Below are 23,304 nucleotides of genomic sequence, written 5' to 3' on the forward strand. Positions count from 1 at the left end.
CTGCTCGCCGCCCGCCATGTCCGCTGCACAGCGCCTGCCGTGCACGCGCATGATAATCATGCAGTCGACACGGGGCTACCCGCCGGGGACCGGCTGCTGCCAGAAACGCGGATGCTGTCGTCGCCAGCGCGCCACGAGCGGGCGATGCGGCTGCGGCCAGATCACCGTCAGCGCCCCACTGTTGGCAGTATTGAACAGCGCGATACCGCGGGCATGATAGCGCGCCGTGACCACCGGCCTCGGAAAGCCCCAGCGGTTGTGCCAACCTGACGAGATCAACGCCGCGTGCGGTGCGACGGTATCGATCAACGCCGGCGAAGACGAGCTGGCACTGCCGTGGTGCGGCACCACCAGTATGTCGCTGGCGAGTCCGGCACCGCTGTACTGAACGAGTTGGTGCTCGCCCGGCGCCTCGATATCGCCGGTGAACAACGCGCTGGCCCAGCCGCTATGGATCCGCAGCACGCAGGAACGCTCGTTGCTACTGTCCGCAGAGGCGGCGTCTGCCGCCGCCGGATACAGGACATCGAAATCGACCCCGTCCCAGTGCCAATGCTCGCCGGCGCGACAGGGCTCACGACTCCCGGCGCCGCTACGCCGTCCAACCGGCAGCGCGGCCGTGATTGCCCCGGCCCCGCCAATATGATCCATATCGCCATGGCTGATCATGAGCCGATCCACCGATCCGCGGCCGACCTGGCGCAGATACGGCACCACGATCATGGCCCCAGCATCGAAGCCGGTGCGATAAGCCGGCCCGGCATCGAAAATCAGGGTATGGCGCGCCGTACGTACCACGCTGGCCAGCCCCTGCCCGACGTCCAGAACGGTGACACGGAAATCGCCGGGCCGGATCGGCTGCCTCCCCGGTGACCAACCGATCATCGCCGGCAACAAGAAAATCACGCCGAGCCCGCGCAGACGCCAGGGAACCGGCGCCGCCAGTACGATCATGCCCGCCAGCGCCAATAGCAGCATGACCGGCCCGGTCAGCACATGCCCGAACGAGATCACCGGCCACTGCGCGAGTTCGGCCAGCCCTGGCCAAACCGCAGCGAGCGCGGCAGCGACCTGGCCCAGCGCCCAGCCCCCTGCCACAGGCGCAATTAATGCAGCGCCGACCGCGAGCAAAACGATAGGCACCACGATGCCAGCCAGCGGAATCAGCAGTGCATTCACCCACGGCGCCGCCAACGACGCCTGACCGAAAAACCAGAGCGTCAATGGCAGCAAGGCGATCACCAGCCCGAGATGGCAGGCTAGCGCTTTGCGCCACCAGGGGCCGCGCACCAGCGCGGCGATGCCGATCAACCAGGCGACCGCGCCGAAGGACAGCCAGAAACCCGGCGCGATCACCGCCGGCGGGTGCCAGATCAAAACCGCCAGCGCCGCCCAGGCCAACGCCTGCCCGGCCGAGATCCGACGTTCGAAAACGAGCGCGAGCATCGCCGCCACTACCATGATCACCGCCCGCTGGGTCGGTAGCGCCCAGCCAGCCAGCCCGGCATAAGCCAGCGCACCGACGATGGCTACCGCCGCGGCAATCCGTCGGGCCGAACGAAACACCGGGCTACGCAGGGCCAGCCAGCGCGCCAGCACGAACAGCCAGCCCGCCACGAGACCGATATGTAGCCCGGAGATCGCTACTAGATGGGTCGTGCCTGTTGCCCGCAGGGTTGCCCATTGGTCGTCGGTGATATGCGTACGCACGCCCAGCGACAACGCTTCGAGCAGGCCGCGAACCGGGCTGTCCGCAAGCACCGGCGACAATCGCGCCAGCGCAGCGGCCCGCAGCCGGTCGAGTCGCCACTGAGGCGGCCGATTACAGGGCTTGGTCGCACGCACATAGCCAGTCGCATCGATCCCCTGGCGCCATAGCCAGGCGCTATAATCGAACCCGCCCGGATTCGCCGAACCATGCGGCGTCGACAGTTTCACCTTGAGCGTCAGGCAGTCGCCGGCCGCCAGCTCAGGTGCATCGCGATACCATGACAAACGCAGATGCCGAGACGGATGGGTGGAATCGAACTCGAAGCGGGTGCGATACGGCCCGGGCTCGGGCAGGCCCACCACACGCCCGGTCACCCAGACGCGCTCGCCATCGGCGTTCACCGGCAATCGATCCGCTAACTGCTGCTGGGCTTGAACCACGCTCCAGGCAGCAACAATACAGACCGCCGCCACCCAGACACGCCCCGGGAAGCGTTTCAGGCAAAGACAAAGCGGGATCAGGAACCAGCCGAGTCCGGGCAACACCGGCAACTGATACAGCAGGCTGACCATGGCGACCGACGCCAGAGCGATCCAGCGCACATCCTCGAGGCCACGGGCCGAGACCCGAACCCAGTCCTGAGTTCGGGTCTGGAGTCGGCCTATAACCCGGCCACGAAATCGCCCCTGCTGCATATCCCCCCGGCGCTACGCCGGGGATCGGCTCGGGACCCGGCATGATTCGAGCTTAGCCGCGCGGGGGCGCTGATGCCAGGCGTAGCCCGCCGGGCGATGCGCGCCTCGACGGCCGGCCCGACGCCGGCGATTAACTCAGTTCGGCGAGATCGGCTGGGGCCAGTCGGCCATCGGTGAGCGTCCAGATCTGGTCCATGCGCTGGGCCAGCTGGCGATCGTGGGTCACCATCACCAAGCTGGTATCCAAATCGGCATTGAGCTCGAGCATCAGGTCGAACACGCTCGATGCGGTGCGATGGTCGAGATTACCGGTCGGCTCGTCGGCCAGAATCGCCGCCGGGCGTGTGACCAGCGCCCGCGCCACCGCGGCCCGCTGACGCTCACCGCCGGACAGTTCGGTCGGCTTATGTTCCAGGCGCTGGCCCAAGCCGACTTTTTCCAGCAGTTCGCGCGCGGCATCCAGTGCCGGCTTGTTGGACCCGCGCCGCAACAACAATGGCATGGCCACGTTCTCGACCGTGGTCAATTCCGGCAGCAGATGATGGAACTGGTAGATAAAGCCGAGCTTTTCGTTACGCAGCCGGCCGCGGGCAGCATCCGACAGACGCGTCATATCCTGACCGGCGATCTGCACCGTGCCCTCGGTGGGCACATCCAGACCGCCAAGCAGATGCAGCAACGTCGACTTACCGGAACCGGAGGCCCCGATCACCGCGATGCGCGCCCCGGGGGCGACATCCAGATCGACCCCGTCGAGCACCGTGATCGGCTCCCGGACTTCGGTGAACGTCTTGGTCAGCGACTTGGCCGATAGCACGAGCGATGCGTCGTCGGTACTACTCATAGCGCAGCGCCTCCGCCGGCTGGACGCGCGCCGCCCGCCAGGCTGGATACAACGTCGACAGGAACGACAGCAACAGCGCCAGCCCGGAAATTCGGAGCACATCGGATTCGTGCAGTTCACCCTTGAGCTGGCTGATGTAGTAAACATCCGCCGAGAACAGGTTGGTATGCAGAATCTTTTCCACGAACGGCACGATATCGACCATGTTCACCGACAACAGCACGCCCAGTACCACGCCGATCACGGTGCCGATCACGCCGATCAGCATGCCCTGGACCATGAAGATCGCCATCACCGATTTCGGTTTCATGCCCAGCGTACGCAGGATCGCGATATCGCCCTGCTTGTCGGTGACCACCATCACCAGCATCGACACGATATTGAATGCCGCGACTGCGATGATCAGCGACAGAATGATGAACATCATCGTCTTCTCGGTCGCGACCGCGTGGAAGAAATTGGCGTTCTGCTGAGTCCAGTCGGTGACCCGATAACGATACGGTAGGCTCTGCGAGAGCTGGCGCGAGATCTGCGGGGCCTTGAACATATCGTCGAGTCGCAGCCGCAGCCCGGTCACGCCGCTGCCCATGTGATACAGCGTGGCCGCATCCTTCATCGAAATCAGCACCAGGCCGCTGTCGTATTCGTACATGCCGACCGAAAACACCCCGGAGACATGGAACCGGCGGAAGCGCGGCATGATCCCGGCCGGTGTGACATTGGCCTCGGGAATCAACAGATCGATGTTGTCGCCGATCCCCACACCGAGCTGATTGGCCAGATCCACCCCAAGCACGATGTTGTAGTCGCCGCCCTTGAGCGAGGAAAACGAACCCGCGACCATATTGTCGGCGACATCCGAAACGTCTTTTTCGCGCCCGGGCACCACCCCACGCAGCAGCGTGCCCGAAATCGAGCGGCCGCTGCGCACCATCGCCTGGCCACTGATATAGGGCGCTGCACCAAGCACCTGCTCAGGCATTTTCTGATCGACCTCGCGGCGCAGATCCTGCCATCCCTGCAGAGCGCCGTTGGACGACTGGATCTCGACGTGGGCAGCCATACCCAGAATCCGGTCGCGTAGCTCCGATTCAAAGCCGTTCATCACCGACAGCACCGTAATCAGCAACATCACGGCGAGCGCGATCCCGCCCATCGATATCGATGAGATGAACGATATAAAATGATTGCGGCGCTTGGCCCGCGTATAGCGTAGCCCTAGGGCCAGTTCGAGCGGTCTAAACATGGCCGAGCATTAAATCACACAGATTGCGATCGGCACAGCGACAAATCGCCGGCCACGGGTGGGTATCGAGCTTGAACATGTGGCTAAGAACATCTCACCTTCGAATAGTTCACGTCGCAACGCTTTGGTGTGTGACCAGTATGGTGGCAGGCTTCGCCTGGGCTGACGATTACGCCCATGACGACTACGCCGCCGTCGATGCCGCCCCACGCACCGCGGCGCCGATCGGCCGGTCAAAGGCAGCTGCCGAAACACCCCGCCGCGGGCAACGAATGACCGAAGTGCGTCAGGCCCACGGCACCCCGGCTTTGGTCCGCGGCCCGGTCGGTCAACCGCCGATCACGCGCTGGGACTATGCCGGCTTTCACGTCTACTTCGAAAACCAGCAGGTCATTCATACCGTGATACCGTCCGCCCCGGAACCGATCGCTCCTGTTCACCGACTGGATCGCCGCCCATGACCGTACGCCATCTCCCGCCCGAATGGGCGCCCCAGCGCGCTACCCTGCTGGTCTGGCCCCGCGCCGGCGGTGACTGGGGTTCCGGGCTCGAACCGGCCCGTGAAGCGATAGCCGCAATGGCCCATGCCGTAGCGCGTTTTCAACCCGTGGTACTGGTCGCACCAGACGACGAATCGATCGCCGACATCCAAGCCCGGCGCGGCGCTGACCGTCTGCCGCACGAGCGACTGCGCGTGTGCAAGATACCCGCCAACGATATCTGGGCCCGCGATACCGGCCCGATCACCGTCGTCGACCACGGGCGGCGCTGCTTTATCGATTTCCGTTTCGATGGCTGGGGCGGCAAGTTCTATGCCGCAGGCGACGACGCGCTCACGGCGGCACTGTATGCGGCCGGCGCACTGGGTGCAGGGGCTCTCGAACGCAGCGAGACCATCCTGGAAGGCGGCAGCATCGAAACCAACGGCGCCGACACCATCCTGACCACCGAGCGCTGCCTGCTCGGCGATAACCGAAACCCCGACTTCGACCGTGCCCGCGCCGAGGCCACCCTCGCCGAAAGCCTGGGTGCCGAACACATACTCTGGCTGGCCCGCGGCAATTTGATCGGCGACGATACCGACGGCCATATCGATACTCTGGCGCGTTTCGTGGCTGCCGACACCATCGTGCATCAAGGCTGCGACGACCCGGCCGATGCCCACCATGCCGAACTCACGGCGATGGCCGGCGAGCTAGCGGCGCTGCGTGATCGCGATGGGCAACCCTATAAGCTTTTGGAGCTGCCTCTGCCGGCGCCACAGTACGATCCGGACGACGGGCATCGCCTGCCGGCTGGCTATGCCAATTTCCTGATCGCCAATGGCTGTGTGCTAGTACCGGCCTTCAACGATCCAGCCGATCGTATCGCGGCCCAAATCATCGGCCACTGCTTTCCCGATCGCGAGCTCATCCCGATCGACAGCCGTGCCTTGATCCGCCAACACGGCGGTCTGCACTGTGCAGCGATGCAAATTCCCGCGGAGCCAAGCCATGACTGATTCGAACCTGCTCAAGGTCGCGATCGGCCAGTACCCCTGCACGCCCGAACCGAGCATCAATCTGGCCACCGCCGAAGACTATATCGCCCGCGCCGGCGCCGCAGGCGCGCGCCTGGTGCTGCTGCCCGAGCTGCACAACACCCCCTATTTCTGCCAGCGCGAGGATCCGGCGGTCTTCGACTACGCAGAAGCCATCCCTGGCCCATCGACCGAACGTCTGGCCGCGGCCGCAAAGGCCGCCGGCGTAGTGGTCATCGCCTCCCTGTTCGAACGCCGCGCGCCCGGGCTGTATCACAATACCGCAGTGGTGCTGGATGCCGACGGCAAACTGGCCGGGCGCTATCGCAAGATGCATATCCCGGACGACCCGGAATACTACGAAAAATACTATTTTACCCCGGGCGATCTGGGGTTTGAGCCGATCGATACCTCGATCGGCCGGCTCGGTGTATTGGTGTGCTGGGATCAGTGGTACCCGGAGGCCGCCCGGCTGATGGCCCTGGCCGGCGCCGAGCTGCTGATCTACCCCTCGGCGATCGGCTGGGACGATGCCACCGACGACGGCGCCGAACAGGCCCGCCAGCTCGCGGCCTGGCAAGGAGTGCAGCGTGGCCATGCAATCGCCAACCATCTGCCGGTGATCACCTCGAACCGAGTCGGCGTCGAAGGCGAGGCCGGCACCGAGATTCGTTTCTGGGGACATAGTTTCGTGTATGGCCCGCAAGGCGAAACCTTGGCCGAGGCCGGTGATAAGGCCGAATTGCTGCAGGCCGAACTCGACCTGCATCGCACCGAGACGCTGCGTCGTATCTGGCCCTTCTTCCGCGACCGGCGTATCGACGCCTTCGACGATCTGACCCGGCGCTATCGCGATTAGTCGCCGCGCCGGCCGCCCTGTGCAATAATCTGCGCCCTCTCATGGCAGTCAATACAACCGACATCACTGCATACAGTCCGCTTACGCCCCCGGCTCTGACCCCAGGCGACGCCGACCGCTGGTCGCATTTAGCCGGCTGCTCGGCCGCGCTCGCACTGGCCAGCGCCGCGGCCCAGCGCGAGGCCTTGCTCGTGGCCGTGGTCGCCGACGAACATCGGGCCTATCGGCTAGAAGAAGAACTCCGGTTCTTCGCCGCCGAGGATGTGCCAATCCATCATTTCCCGGATTGGGAAACCCTGCCCTACGACGTGTTCTCGCCGCATGCGGATATCGTCTCGCAGCGGCTGGCGCTACTGCTCGGCCTTCCGGCTATGGGTCGCGGCATCCTGATCGTGGCGGCCGATACGCTGCTGCAGCCACTGCCCCCAGCGAGCTTTGTCGATGGCCGAGCGATGGCGTTTGAGACCGGCCAACAGCTGGATTTTCATGCCCTGCGCGAACGACTCGAGGCCGCCGGCTATGCTGCGGTCTCCGAGGTACGCACCCACGGCGAGTTCGCGATCCGTGGTGCGGTCATGGATTTGTATCCGACCGGCTCCGAACAGCCCTACCGGCTGGATCTGTTCGACGATGAGATCGAGACCATCAGGGCGTTCGACCCGGAGACCCAGCGCTCGACCGACAAGATCGGGTCGATCCGGCTACTGCCGGCCCGCGAATTCCCGCTCGACGAAGACGCGATCAAGGCATTCCGGCAACGCTATCGCCGGCGCTTCGATGGTGACCCGGGCGCCAGCGCGATCTATCGCGATGTCTCCCGCGGTATCCCGCCGGGCGGCATTGAATCCTATCTGCCGCTGTTTTTCGACGATACAGCCACACTGACCGACTACCTGCCGACCGAGACAGCCGTGATCGAGCTCGGCGATGTCGCAGGCGCACTGGACAACGCCTGGCAGGCAATCGAGAGCCGCTACGAACAACGCAGCGTCAACCCGGAACGGCCGATTCTGCCGCCAGCCGAGGCGTTCGTGAATCCGGCGACTTTAAAAGCCGCATTCGATAGCCGAAGTGCTGCGCGCATCGCCGACGACCAATCCGGCGACGTGGCCTTCGAAGCCGGGCCGACGCCGAAACTCGCCGGCGCCGACGTGGCCGCAACCGGCCGTGCCCTGCAGGCATTTTTCGAGGAATTCGACGGCCGCGTGTTGATCACCGGCGACTCGGCCGGCCGCCGCGAAGCGATGCGCGACTGGCTCACCCAGCTCGGCATGGCCCCGGCTCGGGTCGAAGGCTGGCAGGCATTTCTCGGCCAGAACAAACGGATCGCAGTAACGGCCGCGCCGCTGGAAGCCGGCTGCGTATTGGCCGCCGACGGCCTGGCGATCGTCGCCGAAAACCAACTGACCGGCGCCCGACCACCGGCCAAGAAGCGCCGGCGCCGCGAAGTTCGCGATCCGGAAACCGCGATCCGCGAGCTGACCGATCTCGCCCCCGGGGCGCCGGTGGTCCATCAGGATAACGGTGTCGGTCGCTACCAGGGCCTGATCAAGCTCTCGGCCGGCGGGGTCGAAAACGAATTCGTTACCATCGAATACGCCGGCGGCGACCTGCTGTACGTGCCGGTTGCCTCACTGCATCTGGTGCACCGCTTTACCGGCGGCGATGCCGATACCGCACCGCTGCACCGGCTGGGTAACGATCGCTGGTCCAAGGCGCGCAAGAAAGCCGCCGAAAAAGCCCGCGACACCGCAGCCGATCTGTTGGAGATCCAGGCCAAGCGCGAATCGCGTCAGGGCGTGGCGATGCAGCCCGACGAAGACGACTACGCGCGCTTCTCGGCCGATTTCCCGTTCGAGGAAACCCCGGACCAGCAGCGCGCCATCGACGAAGTCATGGCTGATCTGGCCCGAGCCACACCGATGGATCGAGTGGTCTGCGGCGATGTCGGTTTTGGCAAGACCGAGGTAGCCCTGCGCTCGGCGTTCGTCGCCGTATCCTCCGGTTACCAGATCGCGGTGCTGGTACCGACCACGCTGCTCGCCCAACAGCACTACCAGAGCTTTTCCGATCGGTTCGCCGACTGGCCGGTACGCATCGGTGCCCTGTCGCGCATGCGTACGAGCAAGCAGCGCGACACCATGCTCGAGGAGATGGCCGAGGGCAAGATCGATATCGTGATCGGCACCCATCGGCTGCTGGCCAAGGATATCCGCTTCAAGAAGCTCGGCCTGCTGATCGTCGACGAAGAACATCGCTTCGGCGTACGTCACAAGGAACGGATCAAGAGCCTGCGGGCCCAGGTCGATCTGCTGACCATGACTGCGACCCCGATCCCGCGCACGCTCAATATGAGCCTGTCGGGCCTGCGTGATCTGTCGATCATCGCCACGCCGCCGGAATCGCGGCTGGCGATCGAGACCTTCGTATCGAAATACGATGGCGTGCTGATTCAGGAAGCCGCGCGCCGTGAAATGCGCCGCGGCGGCCAGATCTACTATCTGCATAACAAGGTCAAGGATATCGAGCGCAGGGCCGCGGATTTGGCCGAACTATTACCCGAGGCCCGAATCCGCATCGCCCACGGCCAGATGCACGAGCGCGAGCTCGAAGACGTGATGCTGGATTTCTATCATCGCCGCTTCGATATTCTGCTGTGCACCACCATCGTGGAATCCGGCATCGACGTCCCGAGCGCGAACACCATCATCATCGATCGGGCCGATACATTCGGCCTCGCCCAGCTGCATCAGCTGCGCGGCCGGGTCGGGCGTTCCCATCACCGAGCCTATGCCTATCTGCTGACGCCGGAAGAATCGTCGATGACCGCAGACGCCCAGAAACGGCTCGATGCCCTGGCCTCGCTACACGATCTGGGCGCCGGCTTTGCCCTGGCCACCCACGATCTAGAAATCCGCGGCGCCGGCGAGTTGCTCGGCGAAGGCCAGTCCGGCCAGATCCAGGAGATCGGCTTCGATCTGTATCGCCAGATGCTCGATCGTGCAGTAGCCGCCTACAAGCGCGGCGAAGTGCCAGAAGCCGATGCCGACGAGCTGATGGGTTCGACCGAGGTCGAGCTGGGCGTGACCGCCCTGCTGCCGGAAGATTACATTCCGGACGTGCATATGCGGCTGGTGCTCTACAAGCGCATCAGCGCGGCCAAGGATGCCGATGCCCTACGCCAGCTCAAGGTCGAGTTGATCGACCGCTTCGGGCTGCTGCCCGAGCCGACCGAAAACCTGTTCGCGGCGACCGCGCTCAAGCTGCAAGCCGCCGCGCTGTCGCTGGCCAAGATCGAAGCCGGGCCGGACGTCGGCCGGCTGCATTTCGGCAAGGCCAGCAAGGTCGACCCGGGGATGCTGATTACTTTGGTTCAGGCCGATCCCAAGGCGTATCGACTGGAAGGCGATTCCAAGCTGGTGTTCTTCCGTGACATGCCGGATGTCGCCACCCGGGTGACCCGGATCGCCGAGCTGATGGAAAAACTTGGCGCGCCGCGCGTCAATGAAGCCGAAGAAGCGGTTTCTGCCTAACCCCCGTCGTCGTGTCATTGCCCGGCCCATCGGGTCGGGCATGGCGCGCCACGCGCTGTTGCGCGATCGGTCGACAGCATCCACAGGGCGCCGGCCGGGTGAGGCAGTCGTCCGGCAGCATCGTTCCGCCGGCGCTGTCGAGCCGCTCGATACGCCAGAGCCTTGTCTTTCTACTACTCCGGGGCCTCGGCCGGCGTAAGCCTACCGCGCAGCAACACGGCTTTAAGCTTCGTAGGCCACAGGCATGAGGTAGGGACGACGATCACATCAGCGCTGCACGCCTGGGTGTGCATGGTTACGGCGAGCGCACGCGCTGTGCCGCCCTCGTACGGCCATGATCGGCGGCCTGGCTGTACGGGCGTCACCGACCGCAGCGGCGCATATCGTCTAAGCCCGCCGAGTTCAGCACCACTGGGCCATCGGTTCGAATTCGTGGGCTGCTGAACAGTGGCGCCGTACCACCTGCTGTTGCCGAGTTCAGCACGCAGATTGACTAGACGCGCCCCGGCAGCATGCCGCCGTGCTATACGTTCGCGAGCATGCGGCCCCCCTCAACCTACGCCACTAACAGTCCTTATAAGCGCTCTCGCGAGGAGCGCCGAACGCGCCAGGCATGGCTTACAGCTGGGGCACCACCGCTTCCAGCAGGCTTTCGATATCGCGCATGCCCTGGGCCAGAGTCGCTTCGATCTCGGCATGGATCGCCAGGCCGCCGGTACGGCCGGCCGCCTTGTTCACGATCACCGCGGCACAGGCATAGTCCAGGCCGGCTTCGCGCGCCAGCCCGGCCTCCGGCATACCGGTCATGCCGACCAGATCGCAGCCGTCGCGCTCCATGCGATTGATCTCGGCCGGGGTTTCGAGACGCGGGCCCTGAGTGACGCCGTAGACGGCCGGCGCAGCCGGCGCCATGTCCAGATCGCGAGCCGCACCCAGTAGCGCCTCGCGCAGACGCGGCGTATACGGCTCGGTGAAATCGATATGATCGAGGCCGCCTTCGGCCGGATCGTCGTAGAAGGTATGAACCCGGCCCCAGCTGTAATCGATCAGCTGATCGGGGATCACGATCCGCCCTGGACGCATGGCTTCGGTAATGCCGCCAACGGCTGCGATCGCGATCACCTGCCGACAGCCGGCATCGGCCAGAGCCCGGATGTTGGCGCGGTAGTTGATGGCATGCGGGGCGATGCGATGCCCGCGCCCGTGGCGCATCAAAAAACAAACCTCGCGGCCAGCGAACCCGCCGCGCACCAGTGGCCCAGACGGTGCCCCGTAGGCCGTGTCTGGCACCAGCGGCGCGTGTTGCGGGCTGACCCCGGCGAGCTCGGCCAGCGCTGTGCCACCGATAATGCCGATCGGCGAGCTCATGCCGAGTCGTGCTCGCGGCCGATCGCCCAGACACCGGTCAACTGCCGGAAATATCCTTTGTAATCCATACCCGCGCCGAAGACATAGCGATCCTCGACGTGGCAGCCGACGTAATCGGCATTCAGGCCTGGCGCCCGTCGGTCATGCTCTTTGAGCAACAAGGTCGCGGTGCGGACCGAGGCCACGCCCTGACCACGAATTGCCTCCAGAATGGCCGCCAGGGTATGGCCTTCGTCGATGATGTCATCGACGATCAGTACGTGCCGGTCGGCCAGACGCAGCCCCGGGCTGACCTTCCATACCAGTTCACCGCCGGCGGTCTCGCCGCGATAGCGCGTGGCGTGCAGGTAATCCAGCTCAAACGGAAAAGCCAGGCGCTTGCCCAGCTCGGCCGTGGCCTGCAGGCCGCCGAGCATTACACACATGACCACCGGATCGAGTTCGGCCAGATCGCGGGTCACTTCGGCGGCCATGCGATCGTAGGCTCGATTGATCTCGTCTTCGGCAATCACGCAGTCGGCATGCGCATAGACGGCCTTGGCTTCTTCGTAACGCTCTCGGTCGAAACCGCTCATCATCTTCCTTTCTAGCTTTCGCCGGCATCATCCGGCCCGACCGAGCCCCGGGCGCTGGCTTGTTCGCGAGCCACGGCCCGTTTCTGCTCGGAGTCCACTTTGTCGCTGTCGATCTCGTCCTGCTCGTCCGACTCGTCTTCCGGCGCAGCGCGCGCCACCACGAGTTGGCCCGGCACCTGAATCTCGGTGGTCGGGAAGGCGATCGCCGCGCCGTGCTCGCGGATCGTATCTTGGACCCGCTGCAAAACGCCTTGCTTGACCGCCAGATACTCGGCCCAGTCGGTGGTTCGGGTATAGCAGTACACCAACAGGTTGAGCGCCGAGGCCCCGAGCGAATCGAGATAAGTCAGGATCACCTGATCGGCATCGATGTTCTCGTCGTCGGTGAGCATCGAGCGGATATCTTCGACGATATCCGGCACCACCGCGGCATCTTCGTAACGAATACCGACCGTTTCGCTGATCAAACGATGACTCATGCGCGACGGATTTTCGAGCGCCACGTTGGAAAACACGGCGTTGGGCACATACAGCGGGCGCATGTCGAAGCGTCGCACGGTGGTCGCACGCCAGCCGATCGACTCGACCGTGCCTTCGATATCGCGATCCGGCGAGCGGATCCAGTCGCCGACCGAAAACGGCCGATTCAAATATACCGTCGCACCGCCGAAAATATTGGCCAGCACATCGCGCGCAGCGAAACCGACTGCGATGCCGCCGACCCCGGAAAACGCCAGTAGCCCCGAAGGCGAAACGCCGAACTGATCCAGCAGGATCAGACCCACGATGATCAACGTCGCCGCCCGGATCAGCTTGGCGATGGCGTCGGCCGTGGTCGCATCGAGCTTGTCGTGCTCCTGGGCCGCCCGAGCCAAGGCGTTCTTTTCGATCGTGCCGATCAGACGAAAACAGAACCACAGCACGGTCAGCGTGATCAGAACATGCCGTACCTTGGGCAGATAATCACGCCAGGAATGATCCGGCGAGGTACCAACGATGATCGCGATCGACAGCCCGGCGATCCAGAACAGCGCCTGGAGCGGTCCGTTCAGGCTGCGATACAGCGCATCGTCCCATAGCTTATGGGTCGAGGTCACCTTGCGGTGCAGCCAGGCGAAAAACGCTCGAGTGCTCAGATCGAGCACCCCGGTAATCACCAGGATGACGCCGACATCGATGGCCGTGCCCCATTCGTCGCGCAGCGACAGATATTGGGACATGAAGTCCTGATAAGTCTGCACGAGCTGCATCAGGCAGCCCCCATCAACTGGGCGGCGGTTTCGCGGGCCGCCTGCCGCCGTCGTTCGTCGTCGGCGACGCGCGGCCGGGGCGCGACCCGTGCCTGCAGCGCCTGGCGTCGAGACGTACCGCGATCTGCATCGCAGCCGGCCACCGTGGCACAGGCAGCCAGCGCCGCCTCACGATCGTTGCAGACCGGCAGATAATCGCAGCCGGCATCCAGCGCAGCCCGTACGCGCTCGGCATAGTCGCCCAGCGAGGCAGCCGCGCCCATGCTCAGATCGTCACAGAAAACACAGCCAGCAAAGCCGAGCTGGGCGCGCAGGATATCCTCGATCCAAAGTTTCGACAGGCTCGCCGGCCGATCATCCACCGCCGGATACCGCACATGCGCCATCATCACCGAAGCCACGCCTTGGTCGATAAGGTCGGCGAACGGGGCCCAGTCCTCAGCCAATGCCTCGATTGGGCGCTCATCGACCGGCAGCTCGGCATGCGAGTCGGCGACTACATAACCATGCCCGGGAAAATGCTTGGCCGTGGCCGGACTGCCAGCTTCCGCCAGGGCACGAGCAAATACAATGGCCAGCTCGGCGACCGCGGCCGGCGCTTCGCCGAAGGCACGGCTGCCGATCACCTCGGAGTTGCCGTAGTCGAGATCAGCCACCGGCGCCAGCGGCATGTCGATACCGACATCGGCCAACTCCATGGCGACCAGCCATGCCAGTTCGGCCGCCGCCGAGCGCGCAGCCGCCGGATCCTCGAGCCAAACCCGACCCAGGGACTGCATCGGCGGGATCGGCGTAAAGCCATCGCGAAAGCGCTGTACGCGCCCGCCTTCGTAGTCGGCCACGATCAACAGATTCGGCCGTGCCGCGCGCATGGCCTCGGTCAGCGCAAACAACTGTTGAGGATTACGGTAGTTACGCGTAAACAGGATTACCCCGCCGACCGCCGGATCGCCGAGCAGTTGGCGATCGGCAGCAGTCAGTTCGGTGCCTTCGATGTCGACCAGCAGCGGCCCGGGGGCACTCATTTCAATCATGGATCATCACGCGGGTGCCGATTGGAATGCGATCGAACAGATCGATCACGTCTGCGGTATGCATGCGAATACAGCCGCGAGAAGACGGTTTGCCCATCGGCACACTGTCCGGCACGCCATGGATGTAGATGAAACGACGCATGGTGTCCACCGCCCCGAGCCGGTTATGGCCGCGTTCGGTGCCCGACAGCCACAGAATGCGCGCCAGAACCCAGTCCCGGTCGCGCTCGGCTTCGGCCAGTTCCGGCGAGTAACGTTCGCCGGTCGGACGGCGTGCGGAGAACACAGTATCGGCCGGCAGACCGGCGCCGATCTTGGCGCGCACGATGTGCTGGCCGCGCGGCGTCTGGTTGCTGCCTTCGAATTCGCCACCGCCGTTGACTGCGGTGGCGACCGGATAGCGTTCGACGGCTTCGCCGTCGCAATCGCGCAGTATCAACGCCTGGCTCGGCAGATCAATATCGATCGACATCGCCGGGCTCGCGTTGGCGGCCCACTCGTTATACGGATGGAAGGCCAGCGCGTGGTTGTAATAACGCACGTCGTCCGTGATCTCGGCCCCCAGCCAGGGCGGATGCTCGAACTCGGCCTCGGGGTCGTCGAGCTCGATCTCGGCCACTATCAGCGGCGCGTTCGCGCCTTCGAAGACATCGATCTCCCAGGTATGGCCGGCATGCAGCACCCAGTAGCGGGTTTTTTCCACCGGCATGGTCAACGAGAGGTTGTCTAGAATCTCCCGGGCTTCATCCAGCGGGATCGCATACTCGTATTCAGCACGGGCACTGCCGACTTGGGCAGCTTTGATATTCAGATTGGCGGTCCCGTCCTCGATCCGGACCCGCACCGAGGCCTTGCCACTGGCATTGAGATAGCCCTGGGCAAAATGCTGGCTGGCATGGGCCGCCTCACGCCAGCGCTCGTCGGCTACCAGGAATTTACGTTCGATCTCGAGTGCCATAGCGGTAGGTCTAGGTTGTACGCTCGAAAACCGCCATCGATTCGATATGCGCGGTATGGGGAAACATATCCATGACGCCGGCAGCGACCAGCCGATAACCGTGATCGCGGACCAGCATTTCGGCGTCGCGGGCCAGCGTGGCCGGATGACAGGAACAATAGACAATCCGGGCCGCGCCGGTGGCCGCTACATGCCCGATCACCTCGGCCGCGCCGGAACGCGGCGGATCGAGCAGCACCTTGTCGGCCTGCTTCGGCCGCCAAGCCGGCGTCTGCTCGGGCTCGAACAGATTGTCGACATGGGCGGTGACGTTATCCGCGCCGTTGACGCGGGCGTTGTCGCGTGCCCGTTCGACCAGACCGTTCTCACCCTCGACCGTGATCACTTCTCGTGCCTGCCGGGCCAGTGGCACCGAGAAATTCCCCAGCCCGGAAAACAATTCCAGGACCGTATCCTCGGGCTGAACATCCAGCTCGGCCAGCGCGGCATCGACCATCAGCCTATTGATGCCGCCATGGATCTGCACGAAATCATTGGGCTGGAAATACAGCCGGGCATCGAAGACAGGCAGTTCGTAGTACAACGACGTGGCGCTGGCACCCAGCGGCGCGATCGTATCTTCGTTGCCGGGCTGCAGATAGATCTCGAAGCCGCTGCTGTCCGCGAACTCGGCCAGCGCGGCCCGGTCGGCCTCGGTAGGTGTCTCGAGTACACGAAACACCAACGCCGTGACATTGTCGCCGGCGGCCACCTCGATCTGCGGGATCGCCGCGCGAATCGATAGCGTATCGATCATACGTGCGATCTCGAGCAGCCGATCGCCAACGTCGGGCACCAGCACCTCACAACGGCTCAGCTGGGCGATGAACGGCGCGCCGCGCTCGCGAAAACCCACCAGCGTGCCGCCTTTTTTCGGCACATGCTTGACCCCGAGCCGGGCCCGGCGTCGATAGCCCCAGCGCTCGGCGATCAACGGCGCCAGAATCCGCTCCGGGCTGACATGGCCGACACGCTCGAGCGCATCGATCAACTGGCGCTGCTTGAATTCGACCTGAGCCTCGGGTGAGGCATGTTGGAGTGCACAGCCGCCGCAGAGGCCGAAGTGCGCACAGCGCGGCGTCACTCGCTCGGGCGCCGCCGAGAACAGCGTGGCCATTTCGGCCTGCTCATATTCGCGCTTGACCTTGACCGGCTTGTAGAGCGCGCGCTCGCCGGGCAGCGTATCGGCCACGAAGATGGCCTTGCCATCGACATGACCCACCCCGCGGGCATTGCTGGCCAGATCGGTGATATCGACCACGCCGTGTTCGATACGGCGACGCCTGCGACGCCGGCTCATGCGCCCGCTCCCGGGTTGAGTGATTGCAATTGGTTGTCCAGCATTGTTCGGTACTCGGCGTCGATCGCGCCGTGGCAATACTGCCAGCGCAGCCACAGCCGACCGCGGGCGATCGCCAACGCATTCAGTGAGCCGGGCTCCTCGTCTGCCAGCGGCCGCCAGTCCGCCAACAGCTGCAGGCACTCGGCCTCGATCAACTCGGCCGGCGCCGGATGGCCGGCCGCAACCGGCGCGGCCTTTTCAGCCAGCCCACAGGCCTCGGCCTGTTCGAAACCATGTGGCAGCGGCTGTTCGTGGGCGAGCGCGCGGGCCCTCAGCAACGACTGCGCTCCCCCGCCCCAGTCAACCAGCGCCACCGGCGCATCGGCCCGGCTCTCGGGCCAGTGCGCGAATAGTTGCGCAAGCAAGGCAGCCTCGTCGACCGCCGGGGCCGGCGCGAGTTGTTGCACCTGTCCCTGATCGATCACGATCGCAGCCAGAGCATCGATCTGGCGCAGATGGCCGGGCAGGTCGCGGCGTCCCCAGCGCTGCATATGCACCTGTTCCAGGGCCCGTGCGACCCCGGCGTCATCGAGATCGCCGTAGTCGGCCAGACGCCGGGCCGCCGCGACATCGAGTGCCGTGGCGCTGGCCAGTACGACGGCTCGCATGGTCACGGCTTGTCGTAAACGCCGGTCGACAGGTAACGATCGCCCCGGTCGCAGATGATCATGGCGATGGTGGCGTTATCGACCTCGGCCGCCGTGGCCAGCGCGGCATAAACACTGCCGCCCGAGGAGGGGCCGGCGAAAATGCCTTCTTCGCGGGCCATGCGCTTCATGGTGTTCTCGGCATCGGCCTGTTCAACATCGATCACCCGATCGACACGCTCGGGCTCGAAGATCTCCGGCAGATAGGCCTCCGGCCAGCGCCGGATACCGGGAATCTTGGATTCGCCGGCCGGTTGTACACCGATGATCTGGATATCCGGATTCTGTTCCTTGAGATAGCGCGAGCAGCCCATGATGGTGCCGGTCGTGCCCATGGTGGCCACGAAGTGGGTGAGCCGGCCGCCGGTGGCCTCCCAAATCTCGGGCCCGGTGGTTTCGTAGTGGGCCCGCGGGTTATCCGGATTGGCGAACTGATTGAGCAGATGTCCTTCGCCGTCGTCGGCCATCTGCTGGGCCAGATCGCGCGCGCCTTCCATGCCTTCGGATTCCGAGACCGAAACGATCTCGGCGCCGTAGGCCCGCATCGAGGCACGCCGTTCCTCGCTCATGTTCTCCGGCATCAGCAGGCGCATCTTGTAGCCTTCCATGGCGGCCACCATCGCCAGCGCGATGCCGGTGTTGCCGCTGGTGGCCTCGATCAGCGTATCGCCCGGTTTGATATCGCCACGCTCGGCGGCGCGCCGGATCATAGAAAACGCTGGCCGGTCCTTGACCGAACCCGCTGGATTATTGCCCTCGAGCTTGGCCAGAAGCGTATTGGACGTCGGCCCCGGCAGGCGTTGGAGCTGGGTCAGCGGAGTGCCGCCCACGTAGTTCTGTAGCGTCGGATAGCTTTTCATGACGAGAGTCTAGCAGTCGCGCAGCCGTGGCTTAAGAAGTCTCAAGGCATGCTGAAGTTTCGTACGAGTCGACGCCGCGCATCGCTTGCGAGCCCACAACACATAATCCGCACCACGCGGTCATTCGGCAGCCGGGCGCCGCGCCGCCCGAGGTCCAACGTCGGTAACGCTCCGGCTCGCTGCTTTCGAGCGAGCCGGGCAACGTGGCGCTTAGACAAAAGCTCAACACGCCCTAGCCAATAGTTCAAAGGCCCGGGCGTCTGGATCAATGCAGCTTGCGTCGGGCGGTCTCGATCGCAGCGCGCATTTCGCGCACGGCTTCACCGATACCGAGGAAAACCGCTTGGGCGATCAGCGCATGGCCAATGTTGAGTTCGACGATAGGGCCGATCTCGGCGATCGCACCGACGTTGTCGACATGCAGCCCGTGACCGGCATGCACCTCGATGTGTAGGGACGCGGCATGCGCAGCGGCGTTCTGGATACGCTCGAGTTCGCGCTCGCGTTCGCCCTCATCGCTGGCATCGGCATAGGCCCCGGTATGCAGTTCGATGCAGCGCGCCCCGGCCTCAGCAGCCGCATCGATCTGTTCGATGTCCGGATCGATGAACAGCGCGGCATTGATGCCGGCGCCGTAGAGCGTGTCGAGTCCTTCGCGGACGCGCTCGCGCTGGCCGACGATATCCAGCCCGCCTTCGGTAGTCAGCTCCTCGCGCGACTCCGGCACGAGACAGCAATCGCGCGGCTTGGTCCGGAGCGCGATGTCGATCATTTCATCGGTCAGCGCCATTTCCAGATTGACTGGCACCTCGCCGGCCGCGCTCAGGGTTTCGACATCGCTATCCTGGATATGCCGCCGGTCCTCCCGCAGATGCACGGTGATGCTGTCCGCGCCGGCCGCGATCGCCTTGCGGGCGGCTTCGGCCACATCCGGATAGGTCGTACCACGTGCCTGGCGCAGGGTGGCGACATGATCGACGTTCACGCCCAGGCGCATATCCGAGGGCTGTACATCGCTACTGGCGGTCATTGGGAATCTCCTGTGTCGGTACTGCCGCGCGCGCCGGGTCGGCTGTCGGCAGCAAACTGCTGCATGGCCTGCAGGGTTTGCACGGATTTTAACGGCTTATCGCCGAGATGCGGGGCCAAAGCGGCCTGCATCAAATCGCGCGCCTCGCGTACTGCACTTCGCTGCGCGAACCGGCCTTCGATCAGGCCCACCAATGTCTCGCCCGAAACCGCGACCTCGCCGCGATCGACTCGGGCGACTGCCTGGCGCAGTCCAGTGTCGGGATGATAGGCATAGACTCGTCCTGGGGTCACCGCCTCGCCAGCCTCGGTCGCGGCCAGATCTAGGCCATAGCCGAGTTCATCCAGCAGGTCGCGCTCGAAAAAACGCAGACCCACGATCGCCGGGGCACCGTCGGACATGGCGGCCAGTAGCGCCGCCAGGCTGTCGTGAACACGAGCATGCGGATCATCGCGGGCGGTCAGGCGCATCACCAGCTCGGCCGCGTACAACCCGCCCATGAGCGCATTGCCCGACAACGCATGCCCGCGCACATATTCTACGCCGCTCACTGTGTATAGCTCGCCCCGACCCGACCAGGACAGATCTACCACCGACAGCGGCTCGAGCAGACCGCGCCAGCGCGAGCGTGCCCGACGCGCGCCTTTAGCGATCGCCGCAATCCGACCGTGCTCGCGGGAAAATGCCTCCAGAATAAGGCTGGTATCGCGCCAGGCCCGACGATGCAGCACGATCGCGCGCTCGAGTTCGACGCGCATCAGCGGCGATCGACCCAGCGCAGGGGCACGAGACCATGCCGCGCGGCACACTCGGGCCCGCGCTGGGCCAACGCCGCCGGCCCATCCTTATCGCCTGTCCTGTCGCAGCGCGCTCGGCGCCGCGGCGCATTGGCGCGCATCATCCGGCCGCCCCGCCGTCTTAGTGGCCCAGATCGCGCACGCTGGCTTCGGAGTCGATCCAGTTGTCGCGCACCTTGACCCACAGCCGTAGATCCACGCGCTGGCCAAGCCGCTCGACCAGATCCAGGCGGGCTGCACGGCCGATCTTTTTGAGCATCGCCCCACTGCGCCCGATCACGATCGACTTGTGACTGTCGCGCGAGACCCAGATGCAGGCATGGATTTCGATCTGCTCGCCCGACGTATCGAAGCGCTCGATCTCAATAGCGATCGAATACGGCAACTCCTGCTGGAGCTGCATCATGAGTTTTTCGCGCACCGTTTCGGCGGCCAGAAAACGCATGTTGCGATCGGTATATTCGTCTTCCGGAAACAGATATGGGCCTTCCGGCATACGCGCGCTGCATTCGCCCACCAGCGCTTCAAGATTGTCCGCGCGCTGGGCCGAAACCGGCACCACGAAATCGAAAGCCCGACGCTCGTTCATCGCTTCCATGAACGGCAGCAGCTCGCGTTTGTCGGGCACCCGATCGACTTTGTTGACCACCAGCCCGACCGGGGTCGATAGCTTGGATAGGCGCGCCAGGGCCGCTGCGTCGTCCTCGCGCCACTGACCGGCCTCGACCACGAACAGCACGACATCAATGCCAGCCAGGCTAGCGACCGCGGTTTCGTTCATCACCCGGTTCAGCGCAGTTTTCTGAGCGGTATGCAGACCCGGGGTGTCGACCAGTGCAATCTGGACATTCTCACGGGTGAGCACGCCGATGATGCGATGCCGCGTGGTCTGCGGCTTGGGCGTGACGATCGAGACCTTTTCGCCGACCAATGCATTGACCAGTGTGGATTTGCCGACATTCGGGCGGCCCACCAGGGCTACCATGCCGCTTCTCAGAGAGGATTCGCTCATGTTTGGTTATCCAGGCGTTCGAGCATGCGTTTGGCGGCGTCCTGTTCGGCTTTGCGGCGACCACCGCCCTCGCCTTCGACCGCGTCGCCGGTGTCGGCCAGCCGGCAGCGGGCCACGAAATGTTGGTTATGATCGGCACCGCTTATGCTGACCACGTCGTACTCGGGGCGAGCCCGGGAACGAGCCTGCAGCCATTCCTGCAGCCGGGTCTTGGCATCCTTGACGCTGTCCGCGGTCGGCAGCTCCGCCAGACGCCCGCGATACAGCGCTAGGATCACCTCCCGGGTGGTGGCAAAACCGGCATCGCAGTAGATCGCACCGAGCACTGCTTCCACCGTATCCGCCCGGATCGAGGCCCGTCGCCGGCTGCCGGTCCGGGTTTCGCCGGGGCCCAGCACCAACAGATCGCCCAGACCGAGTTCATCGGCAATCGTCGCCAGCGTCGGCTCGCGGACCAGGGCCGCCCGCAGCCGAGACAGATCGCCCTCGGGCGCCTCCGGCTTGCGCTCGAACAGCTCGGCGGCGATCACGAAGTTGAGTACGCCGTCGCCCAGAAATTCCAGGCGTTCGTTATGGTTCGGCCCGGCGCTGCGATGGGTCAACGCCAGCGCCAACAGACTTCGATCGGCGAAGGTATATCCAAGACGCTCTTCGAGCGCGGCTCGTGCCTGGGCGCGGTTGACCGATTCCGAGACGCTCATCGCGGCTCAGCCCCCGCCGCCGGCCTGCATGCGGGCCACGTCATCGAAGCTGTAAACCAGGCCTACGTTGGCCACCAGCGGCCGCCGTACCTGGTAATGCAGTTCCAAGCGGCGCGTGGCGCCATCGTTGAAGATATGCACGTCCTTAGCGGACACGCCGCTGGCATAGCCGGCGTTGAAATGCTTGCCGATCGCCCGCTTGATTTGGATCGGATCGGCATTCTGCAGGGCCGGATTGTGGGCGACGTCCTCGAGTGCGTTCTGGATATCTCGATCGTTGAGATACACCGGCACGCTACGGATCGCGATCAACGCGATCGCGGCGAGGGTCATCAGGACATACAACCCGGATATGAGCGATAGGCCGCGCTGGCGTCGTGGCAGACGCGCAAGGGCGGATCGCTGTTGGTTTATCGTAGCCATGTGCCGATTCGCGAAAAGCGTGGATCGAGATCCGAGAAATCCATACTGAACCAGATCATGAACGCCTTGCCGACCAGGTTGCGCTCAGGCACGAAGCCCCAAATACGGGAATCGGAGCTGTTGTCGCGATTATCTCCCATCGCGAAATATTTACCTTCGGGTACGGTCACATTGATGACCTGCGGGCCCTGGCGCCCGACGACATGCAGCATCTTATGCGGTTCAGCACCGGGCAGACGCTCCATAAATAACTGCATCTGGTCGTATACATCGGCATCGGGACCATCGTAGAGGCCGAGCTCTTTGCGTGGCACCGGTTTACCGTTGACGTACAGCTGTTCATCGCGATACGTGATCTTATCGCCCGGCAAGCCGATGATCCGCTTGATGTAATCCTCATCCGGATTGACCGGATAGCGGAATACCGCCACGTCGCCGCGCTCTGGCTCACTAGTGTCCAGAATTTTGGCATGCGTGATCGGCAGGCGCAGGCCATAGGAAAACTTAGAGACCAGCACGAAGTCGCCGACCAGTAACGTTGGCACCATGGATTTCGACGGAATTCGGAACGGCTCGAAAACGAACGAGCGCAGCACCAGCACTGCCAACAGCACAGGGAAGAACGAGCGCGCCAGCTCCACTGCCCAATTGCCCTCGCTGCCCTTGGCCCGCCGCTTGGACAAGACCAGGCGATCGGCAAGCCAGACCACGCCGGTGATCAGGCATAGCAGGGTCAGAATCGCTTCAAAGCTCATACCGAGATAACTCATGAACAGGCAGTTCCAGGGCCGCAGGTCCCAACCGGCTGGCAGACCACGGGGCCTGGCGCCAACGGGTTGTTCCTACATAAGACGAGATACA

At 64.4% G+C, this 23,304-nt stretch carries 21 protein-coding genes; 4 read left to right on the forward strand and 17 right to left on the reverse strand.

Annotation, left to right across the window (positions count from 1 at the left end; translation table 11 throughout):
• Positions 1-75 precede the first annotated feature (75 nt).
• From V5738_RS11310 to V5738_RS11320, 3 genes are all read right to left on the reverse strand, one after another.
• A complete protein-coding gene (locus V5738_RS11310; RefSeq protein ID WP_423820912.1) occupies positions 76-2,406 on the reverse strand; it encodes a DNA internalization-related competence protein ComEC/Rec2 in 2,331 nt (776 codons plus the stop codon).
• Positions 2,407-2,536: 130 nt separating this feature from the next.
• Positions 2,537-3,250: a lipoprotein-releasing ABC transporter ATP-binding protein LolD gene (gene lolD, locus V5738_RS11315; RefSeq protein WP_423820913.1), complete on the reverse strand. Its 714-nt coding sequence runs from the start codon at positions 3,248-3,250 to the stop codon at positions 2,537-2,539.
• Positions 3,243-4,496, reverse strand: coding sequence for a lipoprotein-releasing ABC transporter permease subunit (locus V5738_RS11320; RefSeq protein WP_423820914.1), 1,254 nt, complete (start codon positions 4,494-4,496; stop codon positions 3,243-3,245). Before V5738_RS11320 ends, lolD begins: the two co-directional genes overlap by 8 nt.
• Before the next feature lie 272 nt (positions 4,497-4,768).
• Between V5738_RS11320 and V5738_RS11325 the strand changes: the two genes are divergently transcribed.
• The 4 genes from V5738_RS11325 to mfd are packed head-to-tail and all read left to right on the forward strand — an operon-like array spanning position 4,769 to position 10,407.
• Positions 4,769-4,957 carry a hypothetical protein gene (locus V5738_RS11325; protein WP_423820915.1) on the forward strand — a complete coding sequence of 63 codons (189 nt, stop codon included), beginning with the start codon at positions 4,769-4,771 and terminating at the stop codon, positions 4,955-4,957.
• Positions 4,954-5,997 carry an agmatine deiminase family protein gene (locus V5738_RS11330; protein ID WP_423820916.1) on the forward strand — a complete coding sequence of 348 codons (1,044 nt, stop codon included), beginning with the start codon at positions 4,954-4,956 and terminating at the stop codon, positions 5,995-5,997. Before V5738_RS11325 ends, V5738_RS11330 begins: the two co-directional genes overlap by 4 nt.
• A complete protein-coding gene (locus V5738_RS11335) occupies positions 5,990-6,874 on the forward strand; it encodes a carbon-nitrogen hydrolase (protein WP_423820917.1) in 885 nt (294 codons plus the stop codon). The genes V5738_RS11330 and V5738_RS11335 overlap by 8 nt, the downstream gene beginning before the upstream one ends.
• Before the next feature lie 41 nt (positions 6,875-6,915).
• Positions 6,916-10,407 carry a transcription-repair coupling factor gene (mfd, locus tag V5738_RS11340; RefSeq protein ID WP_423820918.1) on the forward strand — a complete coding sequence of 1,164 codons (3,492 nt, stop codon included), beginning with the start codon at positions 6,916-6,918 and terminating at the stop codon, positions 10,405-10,407.
• A 618-nt stretch (positions 10,408-11,025) separates the two neighbouring features.
• On the opposite strand, the gene V5738_RS11345 is transcribed toward mfd, so the two are convergent.
• The 14 genes from V5738_RS11345 to lepB all read right to left on the reverse strand — a co-directional run bounded on the left by V5738_RS11345 (position 11,026) and on the right by lepB (position 23,213).
• Positions 11,026-11,775: an S-methyl-5'-thioinosine phosphorylase gene (locus V5738_RS11345; protein WP_423820919.1), complete on the reverse strand. Its 750-nt coding sequence runs from the start codon at positions 11,773-11,775 to the stop codon at positions 11,026-11,028.
• On the reverse strand, positions 11,772-12,350 hold the full coding sequence (locus V5738_RS11350) for a hypoxanthine-guanine phosphoribosyltransferase (RefSeq protein ID WP_423820920.1): 579 nt from the start codon (positions 12,348-12,350) through the stop codon (positions 11,772-11,774). The genes V5738_RS11345 and V5738_RS11350 overlap by 4 nt, the downstream gene beginning before the upstream one ends.
• Before the next feature lie 11 nt (positions 12,351-12,361).
• Entirely contained in the window at positions 12,362-13,600 is a 1,239-nt protein-coding gene (locus V5738_RS11355; RefSeq protein WP_423820921.1) for a mechanosensitive ion channel family protein, read from the reverse strand.
• Positions 13,600-14,634 carry a beta-N-acetylhexosaminidase gene (gene nagZ, locus V5738_RS11360; RefSeq protein WP_423820922.1) on the reverse strand — a complete coding sequence of 345 codons (1,035 nt, stop codon included), beginning with the start codon at positions 14,632-14,634 and terminating at the stop codon, positions 13,600-13,602. The genes V5738_RS11355 and nagZ overlap by 1 nt, the downstream gene beginning before the upstream one ends.
• Entirely contained in the window at positions 14,627-15,592 is a 966-nt protein-coding gene (locus V5738_RS11365) for a L,D-transpeptidase family protein (RefSeq protein WP_423820923.1), read from the reverse strand. The genes nagZ and V5738_RS11365 overlap by 8 nt, the downstream gene beginning before the upstream one ends.
• Positions 15,593-15,602: 10 nt before the next feature.
• Positions 15,603-16,931 carry a 23S rRNA (uracil(1939)-C(5))-methyltransferase RlmD gene (gene rlmD, locus V5738_RS11370; RefSeq protein WP_423820924.1) on the reverse strand — a complete coding sequence of 443 codons (1,329 nt, stop codon included), beginning with the start codon at positions 16,929-16,931 and terminating at the stop codon, positions 15,603-15,605.
• Positions 16,928-17,581: a hypothetical protein gene (locus V5738_RS11375; RefSeq protein ID WP_423820925.1), complete on the reverse strand. Its 654-nt coding sequence runs from the start codon at positions 17,579-17,581 to the stop codon at positions 16,928-16,930. Before V5738_RS11375 ends, rlmD begins: the two co-directional genes overlap by 4 nt.
• Before the next feature lie 2 nt (positions 17,582-17,583).
• Positions 17,584-18,480, reverse strand: a complete 897-nt coding sequence (gene cysM, locus V5738_RS11380; RefSeq protein WP_423820926.1) for a cysteine synthase CysM — start codon at positions 18,478-18,480, stop codon at positions 17,584-17,586.
• A 265-nt stretch (positions 18,481-18,745) separates the two neighbouring features.
• On the reverse strand, positions 18,746-19,510 hold the full coding sequence (locus V5738_RS11385) for a pyridoxine 5'-phosphate synthase (protein ID WP_423820927.1): 765 nt from the start codon (positions 19,508-19,510) through the stop codon (positions 18,746-18,748).
• Positions 19,507-20,268, reverse strand: a complete 762-nt coding sequence (recO, locus tag V5738_RS11390) for a DNA repair protein RecO (RefSeq protein WP_423820928.1) — start codon at positions 20,266-20,268, stop codon at positions 19,507-19,509. The genes V5738_RS11385 and recO overlap by 4 nt, the downstream gene beginning before the upstream one ends.
• Before the next feature lie 160 nt (positions 20,269-20,428).
• Complete coding sequence (era, locus tag V5738_RS11395) at positions 20,429-21,319, reverse strand: GTPase Era (protein WP_423820929.1); 891 nt, start codon at positions 21,317-21,319, stop codon at positions 20,429-20,431.
• Complete coding sequence (rnc, locus tag V5738_RS11400; RefSeq protein WP_423820930.1) at positions 21,316-22,020, reverse strand: ribonuclease III; 705 nt, start codon at positions 22,018-22,020, stop codon at positions 21,316-21,318. The genes era and rnc overlap by 4 nt, the downstream gene beginning before the upstream one ends.
• Positions 22,021-22,026: 6 nt before the next feature.
• Positions 22,027-22,443, reverse strand: coding sequence for a DUF4845 domain-containing protein (locus V5738_RS11405; protein WP_423820931.1), 417 nt, complete (start codon positions 22,441-22,443; stop codon positions 22,027-22,029).
• Entirely contained in the window at positions 22,431-23,213 is a 783-nt protein-coding gene (lepB, locus tag V5738_RS11410) for a signal peptidase I (protein ID WP_423820932.1), read from the reverse strand. The genes V5738_RS11405 and lepB overlap by 13 nt, the downstream gene beginning before the upstream one ends.
• Between the last annotated feature and the right edge of the window lie 91 nt (positions 23,214-23,304).

This window comes from Salinisphaera sp. SPP-AMP-43 (assembly GCF_049568105.1).
In the GTDB taxonomy this organism is placed as follows: Bacteria; Pseudomonadota; Gammaproteobacteria; order Nevskiales; family Salinisphaeraceae; genus Salinisphaera.

Bases quoted from the DNA above. Each gene is read 5' to 3' on its own strand.
- V5738_RS11310 (WP_423820912.1), bottom strand. From the start codon at position 2,406: ATGCAGCAGGGGCGATTTCGTGGCCGGGTTATAGGCCGACTCCAGACC.
- lolD (WP_423820913.1), bottom strand. From the start codon at position 3,250: ATGAGTAGTACCGACGACGCATCGCTCGTGCTATCGGCCAAGTCGCTG.
- V5738_RS11320 (WP_423820914.1), bottom strand. From the start codon at position 4,496: ATGTTTAGACCGCTCGAACTGGCCCTAGGGCTACGCTATACGCGGGCC.
- V5738_RS11325 (WP_423820915.1), top strand. From the start codon at position 4,769: ATGACCGAAGTGCGTCAGGCCCACGGCACCCCGGCTTTGGTCCGCGGC.
- V5738_RS11330 (WP_423820916.1), top strand. From the start codon at position 4,954: ATGACCGTACGCCATCTCCCGCCCGAATGGGCGCCCCAGCGCGCTACC.
- V5738_RS11335 (WP_423820917.1), top strand. From the start codon at position 5,990: ATGACTGATTCGAACCTGCTCAAGGTCGCGATCGGCCAGTACCCCTGC.
- mfd (WP_423820918.1), top strand. From the start codon at position 6,916: ATGGCAGTCAATACAACCGACATCACTGCATACAGTCCGCTTACGCCC.
- V5738_RS11345 (WP_423820919.1), bottom strand. From the start codon at position 11,775: ATGAGCTCGCCGATCGGCATTATCGGTGGCACAGCGCTGGCCGAGCTC.
- V5738_RS11350 (WP_423820920.1), bottom strand. From the start codon at position 12,350: ATGAGCGGTTTCGACCGAGAGCGTTACGAAGAAGCCAAGGCCGTCTAT.
- V5738_RS11355 (WP_423820921.1), bottom strand. From the start codon at position 13,600: ATGCAGCTCGTGCAGACTTATCAGGACTTCATGTCCCAATATCTGTCG.
- nagZ (WP_423820922.1), bottom strand. From the start codon at position 14,634: ATGATTGAAATGAGTGCCCCCGGGCCGCTGCTGGTCGACATCGAAGGC.
- V5738_RS11365 (WP_423820923.1), bottom strand. From the start codon at position 15,592: ATGGCACTCGAGATCGAACGTAAATTCCTGGTAGCCGACGAGCGCTGG.
- rlmD (WP_423820924.1), bottom strand. From the start codon at position 16,931: ATGAGCCGGCGTCGCAGGCGTCGCCGTATCGAACACGGCGTGGTCGAT.
- V5738_RS11375 (WP_423820925.1), bottom strand. From the start codon at position 17,581: ATGCGAGCCGTCGTACTGGCCAGCGCCACGGCACTCGATGTCGCGGCG.
- cysM (WP_423820926.1), bottom strand. From the start codon at position 18,480: ATGAAAAGCTATCCGACGCTACAGAACTACGTGGGCGGCACTCCGCTG.
- V5738_RS11385 (WP_423820927.1), bottom strand. From the start codon at position 19,510: ATGACCGCCAGTAGCGATGTACAGCCCTCGGATATGCGCCTGGGCGTG.
- recO (WP_423820928.1), bottom strand. From the start codon at position 20,268: ATGCGCGTCGAACTCGAGCGCGCGATCGTGCTGCATCGTCGGGCCTGG.
- era (WP_423820929.1), bottom strand. From the start codon at position 21,319: ATGAGCGAATCCTCTCTGAGAAGCGGCATGGTAGCCCTGGTGGGCCGC.
- rnc (WP_423820930.1), bottom strand. From the start codon at position 22,020: ATGAGCGTCTCGGAATCGGTCAACCGCGCCCAGGCACGAGCCGCGCTC.
- V5738_RS11405 (WP_423820931.1), bottom strand. From the start codon at position 22,443: ATGGCTACGATAAACCAACAGCGATCCGCCCTTGCGCGTCTGCCACGA.
- lepB (WP_423820932.1), bottom strand. From the start codon at position 23,213: ATGAGTTATCTCGGTATGAGCTTTGAAGCGATTCTGACCCTGCTATGC.